Source organism: Variovorax sp. 01T432 (assembly GCF_056398605.1).
Genome location: NZ_JBFTPS010000002.1, coordinates 1 through 21,584, shown reverse-complemented (window position 1 = coordinate 21,584; position 21,584 = coordinate 1). Strand labels below are relative to the sequence as shown.

General features: G+C 67.8%; 22 protein-coding genes. 4 read left to right on the top strand and 18 right to left on the bottom strand.

The features are described 5' to 3' along the window. Nucleotides 1–21: 21 nt before the first annotated feature. The 9 genes from AC1DNF_RS01700 to AC1DNF_RS01660 form a co-directional block, all read right to left on the bottom strand. Complete coding sequence (locus tag AC1DNF_RS01700) at nucleotides 22–1,038, bottom strand: isopenicillin N synthase family dioxygenase (protein WP_478146804.1); 1,017 nt, start codon at nucleotides 1,036–1,038, stop codon at nucleotides 22–24. A 53-nt stretch (nucleotides 1,039–1,091) separates the two neighbouring features. Continuing rightward, entirely contained in the window at nucleotides 1,092–1,967 is an 876-nt protein-coding gene (locus tag AC1DNF_RS01695; protein WP_478146803.1) for an ABC transporter permease, read from the bottom strand. A gap of 20 nt (nucleotides 1,968–1,987) precedes the next feature. Continuing rightward, a complete protein-coding gene (locus tag AC1DNF_RS01690; RefSeq protein WP_478146802.1) occupies nucleotides 1,988–2,791 on the bottom strand; it encodes an ABC transporter ATP-binding protein in 804 nt (267 codons plus the stop codon). After that, nucleotides 2,788–3,696, bottom strand: coding sequence for a LysR family transcriptional regulator (locus tag AC1DNF_RS01685; protein WP_478146801.1), 909 nt, complete (start codon nucleotides 3,694–3,696; stop codon nucleotides 2,788–2,790). The genes AC1DNF_RS01690 and AC1DNF_RS01685 overlap by 4 nt, the downstream gene beginning before the upstream one ends. Then, nucleotides 3,696–4,736 carry an adenosine deaminase gene (locus AC1DNF_RS01680; RefSeq protein ID WP_478146800.1) on the bottom strand — a complete coding sequence of 347 codons (1,041 nt, stop codon included), beginning with the start codon at nucleotides 4,734–4,736 and terminating at the stop codon, nucleotides 3,696–3,698. Before AC1DNF_RS01680 ends, AC1DNF_RS01685 begins: the two co-directional genes overlap by 1 nt. After that, nucleotides 4,733–5,839: an ABC transporter substrate-binding protein gene (locus AC1DNF_RS01675; RefSeq protein ID WP_478146799.1), complete on the bottom strand. Its 1,107-nt coding sequence runs from the start codon at nucleotides 5,837–5,839 to the stop codon at nucleotides 4,733–4,735. The genes AC1DNF_RS01680 and AC1DNF_RS01675 overlap by 4 nt, the downstream gene beginning before the upstream one ends. A 439-nt stretch (nucleotides 5,840–6,278) precedes the next feature. Beyond that, entirely contained in the window at nucleotides 6,279–7,034 is a 756-nt protein-coding gene (locus AC1DNF_RS01670) for an NAD(P)/FAD-dependent oxidoreductase (RefSeq protein ID WP_478146798.1), read from the bottom strand. 191 nt (nucleotides 7,035–7,225) lie between these two features. Beyond that, on the bottom strand, nucleotides 7,226–7,804 hold the full coding sequence (locus tag AC1DNF_RS01665) for a GNAT family N-acetyltransferase (RefSeq protein ID WP_478146797.1): 579 nt from the start codon (nucleotides 7,802–7,804) through the stop codon (nucleotides 7,226–7,228). Further along, nucleotides 7,801–8,133, bottom strand: coding sequence for a DUF7661 family protein (locus AC1DNF_RS01660; RefSeq protein WP_478146796.1), 333 nt, complete (start codon nucleotides 8,131–8,133; stop codon nucleotides 7,801–7,803). Before AC1DNF_RS01660 ends, AC1DNF_RS01665 begins: the two co-directional genes overlap by 4 nt. 64 nt (nucleotides 8,134–8,197) lie before the next feature. On the opposite strand from AC1DNF_RS01660, the gene AC1DNF_RS01655 reads away from it, so the two are divergent. Genes AC1DNF_RS01655 through AC1DNF_RS01640 form a run of 4 tightly spaced genes read left to right on the top strand, consistent with a single transcriptional unit; the run spans nucleotide 8,198 to nucleotide 13,383 of the window. After that, nucleotides 8,198–9,376: an alpha/beta hydrolase gene (locus tag AC1DNF_RS01655; protein WP_478146795.1), complete on the top strand. Its 1,179-nt coding sequence runs from the start codon at nucleotides 8,198–8,200 to the stop codon at nucleotides 9,374–9,376. A 3-nt stretch (nucleotides 9,377–9,379) separates the two neighbouring features. Then, on the top strand, nucleotides 9,380–10,606 hold the full coding sequence (locus tag AC1DNF_RS01650; RefSeq protein ID WP_478146794.1) for an MFS transporter: 1,227 nt from the start codon (nucleotides 9,380–9,382) through the stop codon (nucleotides 10,604–10,606). Nucleotides 10,607–10,621: 15 nt separating this feature from the next. Further along, complete coding sequence (locus AC1DNF_RS01645) at nucleotides 10,622–11,800, top strand: acetyl-CoA acetyltransferase (protein WP_478146793.1); 1,179 nt, start codon at nucleotides 10,622–10,624, stop codon at nucleotides 11,798–11,800. Then, on the top strand, nucleotides 11,800–13,383 hold the full coding sequence (locus tag AC1DNF_RS01640) for an acyl-CoA synthetase (RefSeq protein WP_478146792.1): 1,584 nt from the start codon (nucleotides 11,800–11,802) through the stop codon (nucleotides 13,381–13,383). Before AC1DNF_RS01645 ends, AC1DNF_RS01640 begins: the two co-directional genes overlap by 1 nt. 27 nt (nucleotides 13,384–13,410) lie before the next feature. Here AC1DNF_RS01640 and AC1DNF_RS01635 read toward each other — a convergent pair whose 3' ends face one another. The 9 genes from AC1DNF_RS01635 to AC1DNF_RS01595 form a co-directional block, all read right to left on the bottom strand. Continuing rightward, nucleotides 13,411–14,622 (bottom strand): NAD(P)/FAD-dependent oxidoreductase, encoded by a 1,212-nt coding sequence (locus tag AC1DNF_RS01635; protein WP_478146791.1) that lies wholly within the window; start codon nucleotides 14,620–14,622, stop codon nucleotides 13,411–13,413. A gap of 105 nt (nucleotides 14,623–14,727) precedes the next feature. Continuing rightward, nucleotides 14,728–15,495 carry an SDR family oxidoreductase gene (locus AC1DNF_RS01630; protein ID WP_478146790.1) on the bottom strand — a complete coding sequence of 256 codons (768 nt, stop codon included), beginning with the start codon at nucleotides 15,493–15,495 and terminating at the stop codon, nucleotides 14,728–14,730. 11 nt (nucleotides 15,496–15,506) lie between these two features. After that, nucleotides 15,507–16,508 (bottom strand): ABC transporter substrate-binding protein, encoded by a 1,002-nt coding sequence (locus tag AC1DNF_RS01625; protein WP_478146789.1) that lies wholly within the window; start codon nucleotides 16,506–16,508, stop codon nucleotides 15,507–15,509. A gap of 11 nt (nucleotides 16,509–16,519) precedes the next feature. Continuing rightward, nucleotides 16,520–17,284: an ABC transporter permease gene (locus tag AC1DNF_RS01620; protein WP_478146788.1), complete on the bottom strand. Its 765-nt coding sequence runs from the start codon at nucleotides 17,282–17,284 to the stop codon at nucleotides 16,520–16,522. Next, nucleotides 17,281–18,027: an ABC transporter ATP-binding protein gene (locus tag AC1DNF_RS01615; RefSeq protein ID WP_478146787.1), complete on the bottom strand. Its 747-nt coding sequence runs from the start codon at nucleotides 18,025–18,027 to the stop codon at nucleotides 17,281–17,283. The genes AC1DNF_RS01620 and AC1DNF_RS01615 overlap by 4 nt, the downstream gene beginning before the upstream one ends. A gap of 10 nt (nucleotides 18,028–18,037) precedes the next feature. After that, complete coding sequence (locus AC1DNF_RS01610) at nucleotides 18,038–19,507, bottom strand: acyl-CoA reductase (protein WP_478146786.1); 1,470 nt, start codon at nucleotides 19,505–19,507, stop codon at nucleotides 18,038–18,040. Next, entirely contained in the window at nucleotides 19,504–20,673 is a 1,170-nt protein-coding gene (locus tag AC1DNF_RS01605; protein ID WP_478146785.1) for a LuxE/PaaK family acyltransferase, read from the bottom strand. The genes AC1DNF_RS01610 and AC1DNF_RS01605 overlap by 4 nt, the downstream gene beginning before the upstream one ends. 172 nt (nucleotides 20,674–20,845) lie before the next feature. After that, nucleotides 20,846–21,076, bottom strand: a complete 231-nt coding sequence (locus AC1DNF_RS01600; protein ID WP_478146784.1) for a tautomerase family protein — start codon at nucleotides 21,074–21,076, stop codon at nucleotides 20,846–20,848. A 46-nt stretch (nucleotides 21,077–21,122) separates the two neighbouring features. After that, a partial coding sequence (locus tag AC1DNF_RS01595) for an SDR family NAD(P)-dependent oxidoreductase (RefSeq protein WP_478146783.1) occupies nucleotides 21,123–21,584 on the bottom strand: 462 nt, incomplete at its 5' end.

The window sequence follows — 21,584 nt, the reverse complement described above, 5'->3', positions numbered from 1 at the left end:
GCGTGCTTATCGAGGGTGAACTCAGGCGGTCTGCAGTTCGGCCGGTGTCTTGTACTTCTGCACCTCGGAGAAGCGCTTGACCAGGTAGTCGCCGGATTTCACCGGCGCGTGCCGCGAGGGGTTGTCCGCGGATTGGAACTGCGGCAGGCACGCGACTGGCGTGGCGTAGTCGAGGTTGAAGAAGGTCGGGATCGAGAAGCGTTCCCGGCCCGTTCGGTTCGCCACGCGATGCGGGTTCGACACGTAGCTGTCGTTGGTCCAGACCCTGACCATGTCGCCCAGGTTGATGACCAGTGTGTCCTCGATGTAGGGTGCCGCCACCCATTCGCCGCCGCGTGTGCGCAGTTCGAGCCCGCCGATCGGGTCTTGCGCGAGGATCGTCAGCATGCCGTAGTCGGTGTGCGCCGCGGCGCCGAGTTCAAGCGCCGTCGGGCTCGATTGCGGCGGATAGTGAAAGAGCCGCGACTGCACCATCGGCTTCCGGCACCACTGCAGGAAGAAGTCTTCGGGTTGCTCGAGTGCCGTCGCGAAGATGCGCAGCAGGTTCTTCCCCAGCGCGACCGCGTGGCCGAAGTACGCGTCGGCGGCCTCCTTCAACCATGGCTTGTCGGCCGGCCAGCGGTTGGGGCCATGCAATGGCAATCCGGCCTGAACGTCGGGGTCCGTCAACGGCAGGTCGAGGCCTAGTTCATAACTTTCCTTCAGGTCGGGCTTGTGACCGGGATGCTGCGTCACGCCATAGGGCATGAAGCCACGGCGGAAGCGCTCGTCGATCTTGTCCTCGAGGCGTTCTTCCATCGACAGGCTGAAGTAGCGGCGCGTCGCATCGAACACCGCATCTACCGCGGAACGCGGAATGCCATGGTTGTGAACGTAGAGAAAGCCGGTGTTGGTACACGCCGCCTTGAACTGCGCGACCAGCGGCTCAATCGATCCGCCGGCGAGCCAGTCACCCAGATCGAGAATGGGCATCTCGGTGGCCGATGCGCGGCGGGGGACGGCCACCTGCGGGTTGATGGCGGGTTCGGTCGAGGACATGGGGTCTCCTTGATGGGGTGAGCGGGGGGGATGAATGGGTGTCGCGGTTCGGCTCAGGAACCCCGCGACAAGTCGGTGAAGGCGTCCGTCCAGAAGATGACGTGGCGCGCGATGAATTTCATCAGGCGGTGCAGCATCAGCCCGATGAGCGACAGCACAACCAGGATGGCGAACATGCCCGCGGCGTCCATCGAGAAGTTGCGCTGCAGGATGAGATAGCCCAGCCCGGCCTGCGCGCCGACGAACTCGCCGACGATGGCGCCGATCACGGCCAGCACGATGCCGATGTCCAGCCCCGCGAACACATAGGGCAAGGCCTGCGGCAAGCGCACCATCCTGAGCACATGCCAGGCAGACGCGGTGAAGGCCCTCATCAGCTCGATCTGGTCGCGCGGCGCCGAGCGCAGGCCCACGATGGTGTTGGCCAGCACCGGAAAGAAGACGATGGTCGCGGTGATCACCACTTTCGATGTCGTGTCGAAGCCGAACCAGAGCACGAAGAGCGGCGCCACCGCCACCTTGGGCACCGTCTGAAACGCGACCACGTAGGGATACAGCACGGCTTCGAGCAAGGCGCTCTGGCCGATCGACGCGCCCAGCACCAGGCCGAAGATCGCACCGAAGGCAAAGCCTGCCAGGATCTCGTACAGCGTCACGCCCAGGTGCTTGACGATCTCGCCCGACTGCACGAGTTCGACCAGCGCACGCGCCACCGCGAGCGGCCCGGGAAAGATGAGCGGCGACACCCGCAGCAGCACGACGGCAAAATGCCAGATGGCCATGACCAGCACGAAGAAGCCCGCCATCAGCACGCGGCGCCGCGTGGGGCTCAGGCCGGTCGTTTCGACCGGCGCCTTCGCCCTCGCCGTTGCCGATGCGGTCACCGCACCCTGCGGGTCGTCGTTCGTCCCGTCCAGCGGCGTCTTCATCGGTAATGCACTGCTGTTCATCAGTCGAGCCCCCCGGCGGCATTCAGATTGGCGCGGATGCCCGACACATAGGTGCCGAAGCGGTCCGTGTTGATGATGTCGAGCGAGCGCGGATGCGGCAGGTCGACCTTGACGATCTGCGTCACGCGCCCCGGGCGCGGCGACATCACGACCACGCGGTCGCCGAGGAAGACTGCCTCGGGAATGCTGTGCGTCACCAGCATGATGGTGGCGCCCGTGCGCTCCTTCAGCTTGTGGAGTTCGAGGTTCATGGTCTCGCGCGTCATGGCGTCGAGTGCCCCGAAGGGTTCGTCCATCAACAGCAGCATCGGGTCGTTGACGAAGGCGCGCGCGATGCCCACGCGCTGCTGCATGCCGCCCGACAGCTCGCCTGGATACTTCGTCGCGAAGTTCTCGAGGCCGACCAGCGCGAGGTAGTGCTTGGCGCGTTCGGTGGCGACCTTGATGTCGCGGCCCTGAATCTGCGCCGGAACCAGCACGTTCTGCAGCACGGTGCGCCAGGGCAGCAGCACCGGCGCCTGGAAAACGACGCCGATGTCGCGGCTCGGCCCGGCGACGGCCTTGCCGCCGAGCGCCACCGTGCCGCTGCTCGCGCGCTCCAGCCCCGCGAGGATGCGCAACAGCGTGCTCTTGCCGCAGCCGCTCGGCCCGACCACGGTCACGAATTCGCCCTTGCGCACCTCGAAGCCGACATCGCGCAACGCGATCACGCCGCCGCCGTCCTTGGAACGAAACTCTTTCTGCAGTCGGTCGAAGCTGAAAGCCGGGGCCTCCGCTTGCCGGGGGGTCAGAGGCATGTTCATGCGTGCTCCAGGTCCTCGAACTCTTTCTTGATGGTCTCGACGAACACCGCCGCGATCGGACTCGGCGTGCGGCCCTCGCAGGTGCAGATGGTCATGCGTTGGTGTTTCACGCGCGAGTCCTTGATGGGCACATAGCGAAAGCCCGGCATGTCCGCGCTGTCGCCCGGGCGGGCGTTGACGAGCGTGATCGCCATGCCGGTCTCGGCCACCGAACGCATCATTTCGTACGAGTTGGTCACCAGCACCTCGCGCGGCTGGATGCGTGCCCTGGCGAACATCTCGTCCTGGTCGCGCTTGGCGCTGATGGTCTCGTCGGGCATCGCCAGGCCGTAGGCGGCGCAGTCGGTCAACTTGACCGTCGCGAGTTGTGCCAATGGGTGATGCTTGGCCACCATCACGCAGGTTTCCAGCGTGCGTTCATAGACATGCTTCACGCGCAACGAGGGCGGCGGGTTGAAGGTCACCGCCACGTCGAGTTCGTCGTGGCCGACCAGTTCGATGAGCTTCGTCGTCGGCGCCACTTCGACCTGGTAGGTGACGCCGGGATAGCGGTCGTTGAAGCGCCGCAGGATGCCGGGAATCACCTCGCGCACGAAGGTCTCGACGACACCCAGACGGACGTTGCCCTTGCGCAATCCCTTGAGGGCCTCGATCTCGGAACGCACGCGATCGAGTTCGCGATCGACATGTCGCGTATGCCGCAACAACAGTTCGCCCGCCGCGGTGAGCCGCAGCAACGTGCGGCCAGGGCCACGCTCGATCAAGGGCGCACCGAGTTCATCCTCCAGCAATGCGAGTTGTCGGCTGATCGCCGATGCCGCCACGAACAGGTGCTCGGCGGCGGCGCGGATCGAGCCGGCCCGCACGACCTCCGCGAAGTAGCGCAGTGAAACGGCAGAGATCATCAGGCTGACATGACGGACGCGCCCCACGGCGCGGCATCGCGGTCGTAGGCATCAATGGCGGCCAGCGCCGCTTCGCGCTGGGCGGGCGGCATGAACGATGCAATGAAGCTGTTGCGCGCCAATGCGACCAGTTCGTCGCGGCGGAGCCCGAGCGCGGCCTGGCAGGCAACGTAGTTGTCGTTGACGTAGCCGCCGAAGAACGATGGATCGTCGGAATTGAGAGTGACACAGAGCCCTGCGTCCATCAGCTTCTTGAGCGGATGAACGTCGATCGACGGCACGACCTTGAGCTTCACGTTGGACAGCGGACACACGGTCAGCGGAATCTGCCGCTGCGCCAGCACCCGCATCAATGCCGCGTCGTCGAGGCTGGCATTGCCGTGGTCTATGCGCTGCACATCGAGCAGTTCGACCGCCTCGCGCACATAGGCGGCGGGGCCTTCCTCGCCGGCATGCGCCACCACCTTGAATCCACGCTCGCGGCAACGGCGAAAGAACTCGACGAACTTCGAGGGCGGATTGCCCACCTCCGCCCCGCCAAGGCCGAAGCCGATTAGCCGGTCGGCCCACGGCATCGCGGCATCGAGCATCGCAAGCGCCTCCTCCTCGCTGCGATGGCGCTGAGCCAGCAGGATAAGGCCGCTGGTGATTCCGTCTTCGCGCAGGGCTTCGTCCATGGCGGCAAGGGTGCCTTCGACCACCGTCCCCAGCGCCACGCCACGCGCCGTGTGGCCTTGCGGCCCGAGAAAGAGTTCGGCGTGCAGCACACGGTCGGCATGGGCGCGCGCCAGGTACTCGCGGGTGACGTCCCGGAAGTCAACCGCATTCACCAGAACGCGGCAACCGTCGTAGTACAGGTTGAGGAAGGACTGCAGATCGCGAAAGCTGTAAGCCGCGCGGAGTTCGACCTCGGACTTCCACCCGATCGTCACGCCGTTGCGGCGCGCCAGTTCAAGAAAGAGAGCCGGCTCGATTGAGCCTTCGACGTGCATGTGCAGTTCTGCCTTCGGCAGGCCTGCGATGAATTGCGCGGGGGTCATGCGCCGGCGCAAGCCTTGGCGGCGTCGATGACGGCCTTGTGGTCGAAGCGGTTGATGGCATCGACAAAGCCCGGCCTGCCGATGAGCAGAGTCTCGGGTGGCACGGTGCGCTTGATCGTGCCGTCCTTGAGCATGAAGTCCTGCATGCGGCCGTAGGCGGCGGGGTCCATCGCGCCGATGAGCTTGCCGCCGTTCATTTCGAAGGCGCTCTTCATGGATTGCAACTGCGCGTCGAGCAGGCGCATGTCCCAACTGACCAGCGTGGTCTCGTCCGCGCCCGTGGGCTTGCTGCCGGGATAGTTCTTCCAGTGCAGCTTGAGCGCGCACATCGGGTTGGTCTGGACGAACAGCGTGGCCTTGGCCGCACCGCGCGAGATCGCCTCCACCATGGCCGGGTCGGCGTCTATGGTCTTCTGCAGGGCGCCGAAGGTGAAGTCGGGCAGCGCGCGCCAGGCCGGGTCGAACAGCACGCGCAACTTTGTGCCTGCGTTCTCGAAGCCGGCCAGTGCGGAGCCCCAGAACATCAGCGCCTGCACGCGATCATTCTTGAGTGCTTCGAGGGCAGGCGCACCCGCGCCGGTCGCAATGATCTGCACATCGGAATCGGGGTTGATGCCGTTCGAGCGCAGGAAGCCCTTGAGCAGCGGCACGCCGCCCGTGCCGAGGCTGAAGATCCCGATCTTCTTGCCCTTGAGGTCGGCCACGGTCTTGATCGGGCCGTCCTGCATGACGCCGACGCCCCAGTCGATGACGCCGGTACCCATGAGACCGCGCACGGCGATGTTGTTCTCCGTATTGGCCTGAATCAGCCCCGTCGAATTGAGCTGCGCGAAGTCGACCGCGCCGCCCACCATCTGCTGGATGCCCTGCAAGGACCCGCCCACGGTGATGACCTTGACGTCGTAGCCCTCATCGCGCCAGTAGCCCAGAACGATCGGCAGCGTCAACCAGGGGTAGGTGACGTTGAGCACTTGCGTACCCACTGCGATCGTCACGGGCTTGAGCGGCTTCGCCGGCGCCTGCGCCGCAGCGTGGAACGCCGTGATGGCAGCCACGCAGAGGAGCCCGAAAGTGCGAAAGCCGGAGAAGAGCGGAGATGACATGTGCGGGTGATCCGTGGCTTGGAGATTGATCGGAAGGCCAAAGTTAGCAGGCACCGAATGATTCCTAAAACACTCGTTTCAGGGGTCTATGCGCACATTTTTGGAACATAGGATGCCCGCGGGCCGCCGTACGCAAGGCGCGTGCCCAGGATTGCGGCTCGTGGGGGCTTGCTCGATTTCTCTTGCGTGCGCTTCGCCTGCACATCAGCGGCCTTGATCAGGCCTGAGCGGCATTCACATTCAGGGAGCGAGTTCCGCTCTCGTCTCGCCGAGCACCGCCATACCTCCCAGGCGCCCCATCTCATCCGAGCATTTGGCGCTCTTGCCATAGCAGCCGAAAGCGACCGCGACGCGGTCCGAAAGCGGTCCGATCTGAGGCAGGCCCGAATCGCTGAAGGTGGCCATGCAGGGCACGACGCGGCGTGCCTCGAACCGCAAATCATGAATGCGATCGAGGATTTGCGCTTGCAGACCATCGGCCACGCGAGTCGAGCCGCCAGATCGAAACCAATCTCTGATGTCTGCCTCGTTTTGGAGTTCGACATCGCCCGGATCGCTTCCGAGCTTCAGCCACGTGTGACCGTCGGGATACGGAATCGGCGGCAGGATGTATAGGTCCCTTGATCGTCACACCGGAGCCGCATTCCGAAATACGCAGGGCAGGCTCGTCGATGATGCGTGCGCCGGCTCGCCGCGCTGCGACCGTCTGCGCCTGGACGAGGCGGCGCGGGCTGATGTAGCCCGCATCGACTGGCTCGAAGAAGCCACGCATGCCTTTTGTCGATCGCAAGAACGGAAATCGCTTCGCCAGGCTCGCATCCTCAAATGCTTCGCATGGGATGCCGGCAGCATCAGCGATTTCGCCGATCAGGGCGACGTCGGGGCTATCGCTGGCTCCGATGTGAAGCACGCCAACTTCACGGTAGAAGCCGATGGCGCTTTCCGCCGCGACTTCGCCGTAGCGCGAGATCGACGCCCGGTTCATTTGCATCCAGTACGGATGCGGCTCCAGCCTTCGGGTGATGCGGCCCTCGTCATAGTGGCTGCCGAAGACGCCATCGTGATGTGCATAGTCGGTCGGCTCGGAAGGCCCGATCAGTGTGACCTCGTGACCCATCTTGCTCAGATGTCGGGCGGCCGCCGATCCGATCAGGCCGCGTCCCACGACCGCGAGTTTGATTGCTTTGCTCTTCACTGTGACTACCTCGTGGCCCTTTTATAGCCGCCCTGGGTCTCAGCGACCGCAAAGCTGGTCATTGGCCATCTTGGCGAACGTGAGCAGCGCGACCGGCTGCTGAAATCGGATCAGGCAGGAACTCCGCCGCATCGCTGCCGGCCGGGGGCTCAGGCGCTCGCGCTTGGCCGCCTTCAGCCTTTGGCTGAGCCCTAGTCAGCGGGCGATGCGAGCCCACGGGTCCGTATCCATGCTTCTTTGCGCAACCGGTACAAAACATGCCTTTGCAGGGCGTGGCCGGCCGGGACAAGCGGGTGGTCAAAGTCATCCGACGCTTCTCGCGCCATCCCAAGCTTGGACATCACGGCACGAGAACGCGCGTTGCCTGGCACGGTCAACGCGACGATTTCGGGCAGGTCGAGGGACTCGAAACCGAACTCCAGGGCCGCTTGAGCTGCCTCGGTCGCGAAGCCCTGGCCCCAGTGCTTGCGCGCGAGCCGCCAGCCTACCTCGACGCACGGCGTAAAGGGGGCCGTATAGCTCGGGATGCCAAGACCGACCATTCCGATGAAGCTCGCAACGCCTGGCGCTTCGACCGCCCAGAAGCCAAAGCCTTCACGAAGGAAGTGCTCGGTGATGCGTCCAACGAGTGCGTCGCTCTGCGGCCGCGGGAGCGGACCCAGCAAGTACCGCGTTACCTCGTCGTCGGCGTTCAATTCCGCGAAGAGAGGCAGGTCTTCATCGCGCCAGGCCCTGAGGCGCAGCCGGGGTGTCTGCAGTTCTTGTATCACGGGGTCATTCGAAAATGGGAGGAGGAGGAGGGATACATCAGGTTGTGGCCGACAGTAGCCAGTCGGCGTCGCTCCGCTTCCCTCCAGACAGACGACTGGAGCTGCTTGGAAGCGAGTTCGACGACATCGCCCTTCGTCGGCGTCGCGCTCTCGTGGTAGATGTCATACCGATACCGCGAGAGTTCTTCATGGCCGACGTCAACTGGAGGGGCATGAGGAACTTCCGTCTTGGCCGACTGTAGCCGGTCGCGACCTCGGTTCGGCGGGCCGCTTTGCGCGGTCCGAACATGACAGGTCAGCCGGCGGTTAGCCGGGTTGACAGCCCGCACTGGGGCTCGGCTGTACCACCGCCGGGGGACTGTGGCTGCGACGTCGCCTGCCTACAGTCGGGCCATGACCCAAGCTCCCGCTGTCCAGACCGAATGGGTGCACCTCCAGTACGAGGAGCGCGCCGCCTTCACCGAAACCTATGGCTTCTCCGGCAACCAGGGCGCGGTGAACCTCGAAGGCATCCGCTTCCGGCCCGTGGGCCGGGACTCCGACACGCTGATGATCTTCATGCACCCGGCCTCCACGCTGCAGCTGCTGCCTGTGCCGCGCGCCATGGCCGAGAGCGGAGCGCACGTGTTGTGCGCCGGCAGCCGCTACCAGCGCAACGACACCGCGCTCATCATGGAGAAGGTGTTCCTCGACCTGGGCGCGTACATCCGCCACGCCAAGGAGGTCTGGGGCTACGCCAAGGTGGTGCTGGTCGGCTGGTCCGGCGGCGGCGCGCTGGCGGTGAGCTACCAGGCCGAGGCCGAGAACCCCACCATCACGCACACGCCGGCCGGCGATCCGGTCGACATCAAGGGCGCGGGGCTGATCCCCGCCGATGCCCTGGTCTACCAGGCGGCGCATCTCTCGCGCGCCCACCTGCTGGCCGAAGCCATCGACCCCTCGGTGAAGGACGAACTGGACCCGGACGAGCGCGAGCTCGAACTCGACATCTACGATCCGCGCAACCCGAACCAGCCGCCGTACTCGGCCGCCTACATCGAGCGCTACCGGGCCGCGCAACTGGCGCGCATGCGCCGCATCACCGCCTGGGCCAGGCAGACACTGGCGCAGCTGAAGGCCCGCAACTCCGGCGAGATGGAACGCCCCTTCATCGTGCACCGCACGCTGGCCGATCCGCGCTTCCTCGATCCGGCGCTGGACCCCAACGACCGCAAGCCGCGCTGGTGCTACATGGGCAACCCGGAGACGGTGAACACCGGCCCGGTGGGGCTCGCGCGCTTCACCACCCTGCGCTCCTGGCTGTCGCAATGGTCGCTGGACGACTCCTGCGGCAACGGCCTGGAGGGCGCCAAGCGCATCCAGGCGCCGCTGCTGGTGATCGAGAACAGCGCCGACGACGCGGCGCCGCAGACCCACCCGAAGATGCTGTTCGAGGCGGCGGCGTCGCCGGACAAGACTTTCCGCGTCATCAAGGGCGCCACCCACTACTACGCCGGCCAGCCCGAACTGCTGAAGGAAGCCACGGCATTGATCCGTGGCTGGCTGCAGCAGCGCGGCCTCCTGGAGTCGTGATCATTGAACGCCAAGGTGGCCATGCGGCCGGCCCTGGTGGTCCTCGTCGTGACCCTGGCCACGGCGGTGCAGCCGCTCGGCACCGATCTCTACCTGGCGGCACTGCCCGCCATCCGCAATGAGTACGCCGCGCCGGTCGGGGTGGTGCAGCTGACGCTGGCCGTGCTGGTGTTCAGCTTCGGCCTCAGCCAGCTGTTCTGGGGCCCCGCCTCCGACCGCTTCGGCCGCCGGCCGGTGCTGGTGGCGGGCTTCCTGCTCTATGCCGCGGGCGCCGGCGTGGGCGCGCTGGCGCCAGGCATCGAGGTGCTCATCGCCGCCCGTGCCATGCAGGGCCTGGGCATCGCCGCCACGATGGTGTGCGGCCGCGCCATCGTGCGCGACCTGTTCGAGCAACAGCATGGCACCCACGTCATGACCCTCGCGATGTCGGTGCTGGGCTGCATGACCATGCTGATTCCGGTGGCCGGCGCGCTGCTGACGCAGGCCCTGGGCTGGCGCTCCACGCTGTGGTCCATGGCCCTGTGCGGCCTGGGCGGCGTCGCGCTGGTGCTGCTGCGGGTGCCGGAGACGGCGCGCGCGCTCAAGCCCGACGCCTTGCAGCTGGGCCCGCTGTTCGCCGGCTATGCCCGCATCTCCCGCAACCCGGCCTTCCGCTCGTGGACGCTGCTCAACTCCTGCGGCTACGCGGCCAATTTCGGTTTCTTCTCCAGTTCCGCCTACCTCTACATCGAGACCTTCGGCGTTTCGGGCGTCGTCTTCGGGCTGGTGATCGGCGGCGCGTCCGTCGCCTACCTGATCGGCACCTTCCTCTGCCGCAGCTGGATCGACTCGCACGGCATCGTGATCTCGGTGCGCCGCGCCGGCTACCTGTCGCTGGCGGCCGCGGCGCTGCTGATCGCGCCGCAGCTGGCGGATGCGCACACCCCCTTCACACTGACGGCCGGGCTGTGGCTGATGCTGCTGGCCTATGGCATCCACCAGCCCTGCGGCCACGTCGGGATGGCGACGCCTTTCCCGCTGCAGGCGGGCGCCGCCTCGGCGCTGGGCGGCTTCGTCTTCGCGGCCGCCGCCTTCCTGTGCGGCACCTGGATGGGCATGATGCACCGCGGCGGCAGCGCCGCCGTGCTGGCGCTCACCACCGGGCTGCTGGCAGGCGCCACCGGCATGATCGCCCTCACGCTGGTGCAGCGCCACGGGCGGCCCGGCCTGGCCCAAACCGTCGTACCCTGAATCGCCTTTCATTTCATGAGGACCACCATGACCCACGCATACATCGCCGGCTGGGGCCACACGCCCTTCGGCAAGCTGGACAACGCCGACCTGGAACAGCTCATCCGCGACGCCGTGCAGCCGGCGCTGGACAGCGCGGGCCTGGAGCCGAAGGACATCGACGGCATCTTCGTCGGCCACTTCAACGCCGGCTTCGTCGCCCAGGACTTCACGGCCTCGCTGCCCGCGGTGGCGATACCGGCGTTTCGCCACACGCCGGCGGTGCGCACCGAGAACGCCTGCGCCACCGGCTCGGCGGCGATCTGGGCCGCGCTGGACGCGATGGCGGCCGGCCGCATGAAGCGCACGCTGGTGATCGGCATGGAGCGCATGAACGGCTTGCGCACGCCGGAAGTGGCCGCCACGCTGATCAAGTGCTCCTACGTCAAGGAGGAGGGCAGCGATCCGGCCGGCTTCGCCGGCATCTTCGGCGGCATCGCGACGAAATACTTCGAGCGCTTCGGCGACCAGTCCGATGCGCTGGCCGCCATCGCGGCCAAGAACCACGCCAATGGCATGCACAACCCCTACGCCCACATGCGGCGCGATTTCGGCTTCGACTTCTGCCGCACGCCCTCGGACAAGAATCCCTTCGTCTCCGGGCCGCTCAAGCGCTCCGACTGTTCGCTGGTTTCCGACGGCGCCGCCGCGCTGGTGCTGTCGACCGAGCCCCTGCCCGGCGCCCGGGTGGCGCCGGTGCGCTGGCGCTCGCGCACCCACGTCAACGACTTCCTGCCGATGTCGCGGCGCGACCCGACCCGCTTCGAGGGCGCCGCCCTCGCCTGGCAGAAGGGGCTGGCGGCGGCCGATGCGAAGCTGGACGACCTGCACTTCGTCGAGACGCACGACTGCTTCACCATCGCCGAGCTGCTCGAATACGAAGCCATGGGCCTGGCGCCGCACGGCCAGGGCGCGCGCGTGATCCTCGACGGCGTCACGCGCAAGGACGGCCGACTGCCGGTCAACCCGTCGGGCGGCCTGAAGTCCAAGGGGCACCCCATCGGCGCCACCGGCGTCTCGCAGCACGTGATGGCGGCGATGCAGCTGTCCGCCACGGCAGGGGGCATGCAGGTGGGCAACGCCCGCCTGGGCGCCGTCTTCAACATGGGCGGCTCCGCGGTGGCCAGCTACCTGAGCATCCTGGAGGCCGTGTGATGAATGCGGCGCGGGTGATGAACCTGGGGCAGCTGCTGACGCAGACCGCCCGCCTGTTTCCGGACCGACCGGCCCTGATCCAGGAGGGCGGGCGCACCTGGACCTGGGGCGAGATGGAGCAGCGCGTGGCCGCCATGACGGCGGCGCTGCGCAAGCTCGGCCTGCGCAAGGGCGACCGCATCCTCGTGCAGTCGCGCAACAACGTGCAGATGTTCGAGAGCTGCTGGGTCGCGTTCCGCCTGGGCTGCGTCTGGGTGCCGACCAACTTCCGGCTGACGCCGCCGGAGGTCGCGTACCTGGGCGAATCCAGCGGCGCGAGCGCCATGATCGTGGAAGATCTGTTCGCGGGCCATGCCGATGCGGTGCGCGCGGCCGCGCCGGCGCTCAGGCACGTGATCACGATCGGCAAGGCGCGCCCCGGCGAACATTCCTATGAGGAACTGCTGCGTGAACACCACGGCCAGCCCGCCGCGCACGAGACGGTGGACCGCGACGACCCGCTCTGGTTCTTCTACACCTCCGGCACCACGGGCCGCCCCAAGGCCGGCGTGCTCACGCACGGGCAAATGAGCTTCGTGGTCGTGAACCACCTCGCCGACCTGATCCCCGGCACCACCGAGCGCGACTGCTCGATCGCGGTGGCGCCGCTTTCGCACGGCGCCGGCATCCATGCGCTGCTGAACGTGGCGCGCGGCGCGGCCACGGTGCTGCCGGCGAGCGAGAAGCTGGATGCGCAGGCCTTCTGGCAGTCGGTGGAGAAGCACCGCGTGAGCAACCTCTTCACCGTGCCCACCATCGTGAAGACGCTGGTGGAACACCCGGCGGTGGACCTCCATGACCACCGCTCGCTGCGCTACATGATCTACGCCGGCGCCCCGATGTACCGCGCCGACCAGAAGCTGGCGCTGCAGAAACTGGGCAAGGTGCTGGTGCAGTACTTCGGCCTCGGCGAGGTGACCGGCAGCATCACGGTGCTGCCCCCGGAGATGCACTCGGCCCACGACGAGGACCCGGATGCCAACATCGGCTCCTGCGGTCGCGCGCGGACGGGCATGGAGGTGGCGATCCTCGATGCCGAACTCCACCGGTTGCCGCCCGGCGAAATCGGCGAGATCTGCTGTCGCGGCCCGGCGGTGTTCGGCGGCTACCACGCCAACCCCGAAGCCACGGAAAAGGCGCTGCACGGCGGCTGGTTCCACACCGGCGACCTCGGCAGGATGGACGCGCGCGGCCTGCTCTACATCACGGGCCGCGAATCCGACATGTACATCTCGGGCGGCTCCAACGTGTACCCGCGCGAGGTGGAGGAAGTGCTGCTGACCCATCCCGCCGTCGCCGAAGTGGCGGTGCTGGGCGTGCCGGACCGCAAGTGGGGCGAGGTCGGCGTGGCCGTGGTGGTGCGGCGCGAGGGCGCGCAGGTGGATGGCGAGGCGCTGCTGGCGCACCTGGACGGCCGCTGCGCGCGCTACCGCTGGCCGCGGCAGCTGTTCTTCTGGGACGCGCTGCCGAAGTCGGGCTACGGAAAGATCGTGAAGAAGGACATCCGCCAGCGGCTGCTGGAGAGCGGCGAACTGCAGGCGTGAAGGCGCGGCGCCGGGCCGCGCCAGGGCTCAGGCGAGGTCCTTGAGCTGGAAGCCGGGCGCGCGCGCCTGGGCGCCGCTCACGCCCGCGCCCTTGGCCAGCAGCCGGCGCGCGAGCATGTGCTCGCCGGCGCGGTCGATCGTCTCCACCGCCGCGAGCCGATCGTCGCGGATGCACAGCACCGTGCAGGCGCGCGAAGACGGGTCGGCCAGGACCACGTGCTCGTCGTCCGGGGCGCGCAGGCCGGCGATCTGCAGCTTCAGCTCGCCCTGGTCGCTCCAGAACCAGGGAACCGGGCGGTGCGACACCGTCTTGCCCGCGAGCCGCGCGGCCACGCTGCGCGCCTGGTCGGTCGCGTTCTGCACCGACTCGAGCCGGATCCGCCGTCCCGACACCCGATCGGGGAAGGCCGCCACGTCGCCGATGGCGGAGATCGCGGGATCGGCGCTGAGCAGCTGCTCGTCGACGCAGATGCCGTTGTCGATCGCCAGCCCGGCCTGTTCGGCGAGCTGCGTCCGCGGCTGCGCACCGATGCCCACGACCACCATGTCGGCCCGCAGCGCCTGGCCGTCCGCGGTGTGCACGGCGGCGATACGGCCCGCGTTGCCCTCGAGGGCCGAGACGCCGCAGCGGAACAGGAGCCGGGTGCCGCGTTGCGCGTGCGAGTCGACGACGATGCGCGCGCATTCGACGGATGCCGCGCGGGCCAGGGCGCGCTCGGCGACATCGAGGACGGTCACCTCGAGCCCGAGGGCGCGCGCCACCGCGGCGAATTCGAGGCCGATGAAACCCGCGCCCACCACCACCGCGCGCCGGGCGGACTGCATGCGTTCGCGCAGTTCGTCGGCATCGCCCAGGGTCTGCAGGCTCAGCACGCCATCGAGCCCCGCCCCCTCCATCGGGATCTTGCGCGGCTTCGAGCCGGTGGCGATCACGAGGTGGTCGTAGGGAATGCTTTCGCCGGACTGCAGCAGGATGCGCTGCGCCGCGCGGTCCAAGGACTCGACGCGCGCCTGCACCAGTTTGACGCGCTGCTCGTCGAAGAATCGCCCCGGGCGAAACTGCAGGTCGGCGGCCGTGGCCTTGGCGAGCAGGTAGGCCTTGGAGAGCGGAGGGCGCTGGTAGGGCAGGCCGCCCTCGTCACCCACCAGGACGATGTCGCCGCCGAAGCCTTCCTGCCGCAGCGACGCCGCGCACTGGAAGCCCGCGTGGCCGGCGCCGATGATCACGACCTGCTGCATTGCGAGCTTCTCCAAACGGGGCAGAACATGCGCCGGAATGTTGAAGGCAAAGGGGGGATGCGTCTGTCCCTGCGAAGGGGACGTTCTGCGGCGCGCCGGCGCCGGTCACTTCATCACAAGGCCGCCATCGACGAACAGCACCTGGCCCGTCATGAACCCGCTCCATTCGGAGGCGAGGAACAGCACCGGGCCGGCGACGTCCTCCGGTCGCGCGATGCGTCGCAGCGGGGTCGCCGCGATCAGCGACTCGCGGAATTCTTCCCGGGTCGCGCTGCTGGCCTGCGTCGGGTAGACGAGGCCGGGGGCGACGCAGTTGACACGGATGCCGAGCGGCCCCAGTTCGGCGGCCAGATTGCGGCTGAAGCCGACCAGCGCCGACTTGGCGGTCGTGTAGTCGTGATAGGGAATCACCGGCCGCTCGACCAGGTCGCTGACGATGTTGACGATGCTGCCCTGGGCGCGCTGCCTGAAGTGCGGCAGCACGGCCCGGCAGACGTTGTAGGCGCCGCCGACGGCGCTGTCGAACTGCGCCTGGTAGTCCTGCCATGCCGTGTCGCCGAACAGGGTGCGGCGCTGCGGGTCGAAGGAATACGGCCGCAAGGCATTGTTGACCACCACGTCGATGCGGCCGGCTTCGTCCAGGGCCTGTTCGACCATGGCCTGCACGGCCGCGCTGGAATGGACGTCGGCCTTCACCGCCCAGGCATCGCCACCGGCCGCCTTGCAGTTCGCCACCGCCTCGGCGGCCGCGGCGTCGTTGCTCAGGTGGTTGAGCACCACCGTTGCGCCTTCGCGGGCGAAGGCCAGCGCGATGGCGGCGCCGATGCCGCGGCTCGCGCCGGTCACGAGCACGACCTTGCCGTCGAAGTTCATGGCGCCTGCCTTCATCGCGCCGGCAGCAGGTCCGAGCTGACCACGTCGCGGATCTGGATGTCGTGCTCGATCATGCCCAGCTGGCGGTAGGTGTTCGCGGCCTTCTGCAGCGCCTCCATGTCGAAGGCGCCGAGACCGTTCTTCGCGGTGGCGGCCGACACGCTGGCGGCATTGCGCAGCCGGATCACGTCCAGGTTGGTGAAGCGGTCGGTTCCGTCGATGGCGTATTTCGTCGCCAGGCCGGCCGCCTCGTCGGGGTTGGCGATCATCCAGGCCGCGCTCTCGCGATAGGCCTTCAGGAAGCGCTTCAGCAAGGGCTTCTTCTGCTGGTAGACCTGCTCGCGCACGACGAACAGGTCGCTCGGCACGTTCAGGTAGTTTCGTACCTCCATCACGTTGACCTCGCCCAGGCCCTTGCGCTGGCCCACCAGCAGGCCGGTGTCCGTGGCGGCGGTCGCATCGACCTGGCCCTGCAGCAGCGGCGCGAAATTCAACAGGCCCGTGACCACGATGGTGACGTCGGATTCGGACAGCCCGGCCTGGTGCAGCAGCACCAGCAGGTTCTGGCGGGTGCCGCTCGACAGGCTGTAGACGCCGATCTTCTTGCCCTTCAGGTCGGCCGGGCGGGTGATGTTGGCGGACTTCAGCGAGACCACGTTGAAGACGTTCTGCGGATAGATGTCGTAGATCGCGCGCAGCTTCTCGCCCTTGTCGAGGGCCGAGAAGAAGGCGCCGGGATCGGTGAAGGCCACGTCCGCCTGGCCGGTGAGGATGTTGCGGATCGCGTCGCCCCCGCCGGCGCCCGAGACGTAGGCCAGGTCGATCCCGTTGGCCTTGAAGATGCCCTTGTCGGGCTCGACCAGCAGGTGCGTGATCTCGGTGATCGGCTTGCTCCAGCCGGCCACGGTGATCTTCTCCAGCGCGTCGGCCGCGTGCGCTCCGCTCGCGGCGACCAGGGTGAAGAGGGCTGCGCTTGCCAGCAACGCGCGGCGGCGTGCGATGGGTTTGTTCATGGTTCTTTCCGTCATGAGGTTCTTGTGTAGGGAAGCAGCAGTCTTCGTTCGACCGCGAGCGTGATCTGGTAGAGCAGCAGGCCGAGCGCGGCGATGACCACCAGCACCGCGAACATGAGCGAGGTGTCCATCATTCCCTGCGAGGCGATGATCAGCGCGCCGAGCCCCTGGCTGGCGCCGATGAACTCGCCCACCACCGCCCCGACCAGGGCGAGCACCACCGCCACCCGCAGGCCCGCCAGGATGCCGGGCAGGCCGGAAGGCAGCTTCAGGCGCAGCAGGGCCTGGCGCCGCGTGGCGCCCAGCATCCGGAACAGCTCCAGCCGTTGCGGATCGACCTGCTGGAGGCCGGTGAGCGTGTTCTCCATCAGGGGGAAGAAGCAGATCAGCGCCGTCATCACCACCGTCGAGGTCATGCCGAAGCCGAACCACACGATGAAGAGGGGCGCCAGCGCCAGCTTGGGGATGACCTGGCTGACCACGACGTAGGGCTTGAGCACGCGGTGCAGCAGCGCCGACTCGGCCATCGCCACGCCGCTGGCGAAGCCGATCACGCAGCCGGTGAACAGCCCGAGCAGCAGTTCGAGACCGGTCGCGCGGATGTGGGGCCACAGATAGCCGGTGGACAGGCCCTTCCAGAGCGACTTCATCACCGCCGAAGGCGCCGGCAGGACCAGGGCGGAGACGCCGGAGCGCGACGCCAGTTCCCACGCCGCGAGCAATGCGAGCAGAAGCGCCAGGGACCAGGGTGGCGTGCGTGCGGAGAGCGGCTTCATGTCGTCGCCGTGTCCATGGCATCGCGCACCTGCGCGCAGTACAAGTTGAAGGCGGCGCCGTAGCGCATAGCCGGCGCGCGTGGCCTGCTCAACTCGACGCGGATGTCCCGGACGATCCGGCCGCTTTCCATCACCGCGACCCGGTCGCCGAGGTACACCGCCTCGGCGATGTCGTGCGTCACGAACAGGACGGTGGTGCGGCGCAGGCCGCACATGTGAAGCAGGTCGTCCTGGATCTCGCCGCGGGTGATCGCGTCCAGCGCGGCGAAGGGCTCGTCGAGCAGCAGCAGGGCCGGCTCCAGGATCAGCGCGCGTGCCAGGGCCACGCGGCTCTGCTGGCCGCCCGAGAGCTGCCGGGGGTAATGCTGCGCGTGGGCCGACAGTCCGAGCAGCGCCAGCAGCTGCCGCGCCTTGTCGATCTCCGGGGCGGTGGGCTTGTGTTGCAGCGACACCGGCAGCAGCACGTTGTCGATCACGCGATGCCACTCGAGCAGCGTGGGCGACTGGAACACGAAGCCCAGCCGCGGGCCCGGCGCGACCACCTCCTTGCCCTGCAATCGGATGCTGCCGGCGTGCGGATGCAGCAGTCCCGCGGCGAGCTTGAGCAGGGTCGTCTTGCCGCAGCCGCTGCGCCCGACCAGGCAATGGAACTCGCCTTCGGCGATGCGCCAGTCGACGCCGTGCACCACGGGCGGCCAGCCGGGGTAGGTGAAGCTCACCTGGTCGATGTCGAGGAAGCTCACGATGGGGGTCCTAGTCCGCGTACGGTACCAGCTTGTCGGCCGCCCATTCCGCCGCCTGCTCGATCTCGACCACGCGCACCAGGTCCAGCAGGTTGAACCGGCCATCGTGGTGCCAGCCCGCCTCGGGCGAGGTCATCGAACCGATGGCCGTGATGCGCGTGACGCCGGCGGCGCCCAGCAATTCCGATAGCCGGAACAGTTCAGCCGGCGAGGCCGCCACGCCCGCCGTCTGCAGGAAGGGCTGGCACCCCGCGAGCTGCGTGATCACGTGGTCCAGCGCGTCGACGGCGATGACCTGGATGTTCCGATTCAGCGCCGTGGGCGCCAGGGCCCGCGCGTCATCGGCGTAGGCAACGCCCCAGGCCGCGCCGTCCTCGCCGATCAGCTCGCCGGCAGACTCGCCGCCCGCCGACATCGATTGCAGCTCGAAAGCCTGCCGCCATCCGGCGACCGCGGCGGCATCCTCCAGCGCCAGGGCCCGGCGCGGGAAGCGGTGTTGCAGGTTGGCGAGCTCGCTGGCGAGGTACTGCGCGAATTCGCGCGGCGACACCCTGCCGCCGCGCTCCACGTAGAAGACATGCGGCGAATAGCAGCCCTGCTGGTCGTAGCGCATCACGTCCCAGGCGGCCAGACGGGCCGTCTGCGGCGCGCGCAGGGTGTCGAGGGCGGCGGCGCCCACCAGGCCGAAGCCCAGCTTGTGGCCGTAGGGCAGGAAGCGTGTCGTGACCGGCAGCCGGCGGCGGATCTCCTCCAGCGAGTCGTTGCCGCCGTAGGCGAGCACCGTATCGGCCTCGGCATAGAGGGCCGAGGCCTGCGCCTGCTCGCCGCCCTTCCACCACACCACGGCCAGGCAATCGGCCCAGGGCGGATGGACCTCGGCCAGCAGCCGCGCGAACAGGCTCGCGAACAGGGGCTCGGCGCTCGGCAGCTTGCCGATGTTGCCGGCCTTCACCAGCAATCCGCAGACCAGGCTCCACAGCGGCAGCGCCGGGACGTTGCCGGCCCAGCTGTGAACCAGCAGCTCCGGTCCGAAGGCCTTGGCCGCGCCGCCCTTGGGTCGCGGCTGGAACTCGTCCAGCACCTTCGGATTGGCGAAGTCCTCGGCGACGAAGCGATGCAGTTGCGGCGCGCGAAAGTTCTTGAGGAAGGCCGTGAGTCCCAGGCGAACCATCTCCGCGTCGTAGCCGCTGACGATCGGCAGCAGCTGGTCGGCCTGCATGCGGTAGGGGTCGCCCGGGTCGAGGAGGCGGGCGATCGCGCGATCCACCACGGCCACGATCTGCGACACGGTCATCGTCTTCAGATGGAGGCGGCTGGCCTGCTTGACCCGCAAGGCGAGCGCGCTCATCTGCTGCGGGCTCAACACGGGCACGGCGACTTCGAGCCGCGTGGCGCCCGACGCGAAGACCAGCGGCTGCCACCGCACGTCGGCCGGCGCGAGGCCGGGCAGGTAGCCGGCGGTCGCGTGCAGCGTCGTCATGCCGCTGCCGCCCGGATGAATTCCTCTACTGCCAGCGAGCAGCCCTTGGCCTGCGCGCCTTCGGCGCGGCCGAGCAGCAGGAAGCCGCCATCGGCCGCCAGGCCCACGTCCTCCGTCAGGATGGTGGTCACCGAATTGAAGTTGGCGAGGTCGCAATGCGCCAGGATGCCGCGCTCGCCGCGCGCGACCTCGCGGCCCGTGAGCGGATCGACCAGGCGCGAGCGGATCCAGTGCGGCCCCGACTTCACCGACGGCACCGACGCGTTGCCGTCGTCGTAGAACTGCGTGCTCAGCTCGGTCATGCCGTACATGTTGATGCACTGCGATCGGTCGATGCCGAACAGGGCCGACAGCTCCGCATAGAAGGCGTCGAGCGGCAATTCGCGCGACTGGCCCTTGTAGCCGCCGGTGTCGAGGAACCGGCTGCCCGCGGGCAGGCGGAAGGATCGACCCCGCTGCCGGAGTTCGTCGATCAGGTGCACGAAGCTGTAGCTGGCGCCGAGCAGGGCGTAGGGCCGGCCTTGGCTTTCGGCCTGCGCCAGCGCATCGCACAGGCCGGCAATGTCCAGCCCCTGCGGGCTCACGAAGTAGCGACTTTCCTCGGTGCCGAATTCATGGAGAGCGAGCGCCAGGTAATGGGCGAGCGAGGAATTGGGCATCACCGTTTCGGTGGGGAACAGGATGCCCATGCGCATCCGGCCGCTGCCCCGCATGAACCGGCGCGAGAAGTTGCGGATCATCGACTCGTCGTAGACCGCCAGCGTGGGATGGTGATGCCGGCCCTTCACCTCGCTGCGGGTCGTGCCGCTGGTCATGAAGACGCGGTCGCTTGGCGCGGGCGGCTCGCAGCGCAGCGCCAGTTCCTTGAAGGCGTCGATCGGCACCGCCGGGATGTCGCTCCAGCGCTTCACGCTGCGAAGGGTCGCGCCGCGCCGCTGGCAGAAGCGCCGGTAGGCCGGGTTGTTGCCGTACTGGTGGGCGAACAGGCGCAACGCCAGGGTGTCGAACGCGTCGTCCGTGCACCCGTCGCGCGCGATGAACGCGAGCACATCGGCGACGATTTCCGCGCTGGCACCCGTGAGCGCGCGGCTGTCGCGCGCCGGATGGGGAAGTGCGGAAGACCGATCCCCCCGCGTGGGCGGGCTCTCAGCAGGGGCGTTGTTCATGAGGACCTCTTCGTGACCGTGAAACGGGTGCTCCGAAGGCCACCCCGTCCCCGGCCGGATTCGCCGAAGGTCAAGGTGAAGGCTCTTCTTCCGCCGGCATTAACCGGTTCAAGTTCGCGGGTGTGAATCTCAGCACTGTCGCGTGCACCCCGGAGCGGCGGCGATTTTACCTTTATCCCGTCTTGCGCTGCCGCCGGAACTCCAGCGCAGGCAGACCGCCCCATCCCCAGTTGTCGGGATCGACCTCTTCGATGACCACGAAGGTGCTGTCGAATGGCTTGTTCAGCACGTCGCGCAGCAGTTCGCTGGCGCCCTTGATGAGGGCGGCCTTTTCTTCGGCGGTGACCGCGTCGGTCCCTGGCTTCGTGCCTTCGCGGGTGACCTGAATGGTGACGATTGGCATGATCTCTTCCTTTGATTGCGGGGCGTGGTGATTCGCTGGGTGTGCGTCAGTGGCCCGCGGCCTGGCCGCCGTCGACGTGCAGGATCTCGCCCGTCACGAAAGGCGCGGACTCCAGGTAGAGCACGGCGTCGACGATGTCGCCGATCTCGCCCATGCGGCCCACCGGATGCAGCGAGGCGAGCGTGGCATGGGTCTCGGGGGCATGCATCGGCGTCTTGATGACGCCCGGCGCCACGGCATTGAAGCGCAGGCCGCGCGCGGCATATTCGATGGCCAGCGACCGGGTCGCCGCATTCAGGCCGCCCTTGGTCAGCGACGCGAGCACCGAGGGCACGTTGACGTTGGCATGGTCGACCAGGCTCGTCGTGATGCTCACCACGTGACCGGAGCGATTGCGTTCCATCACTTCGACGGCGGCCTGGGTGATGTGGAAGAAGCCCGCGACGTTGGTCGCGATCTTCGATGCGAAGTCGGACTCCGTGTATTGGGTGAAGGGCTTGGCGACGAA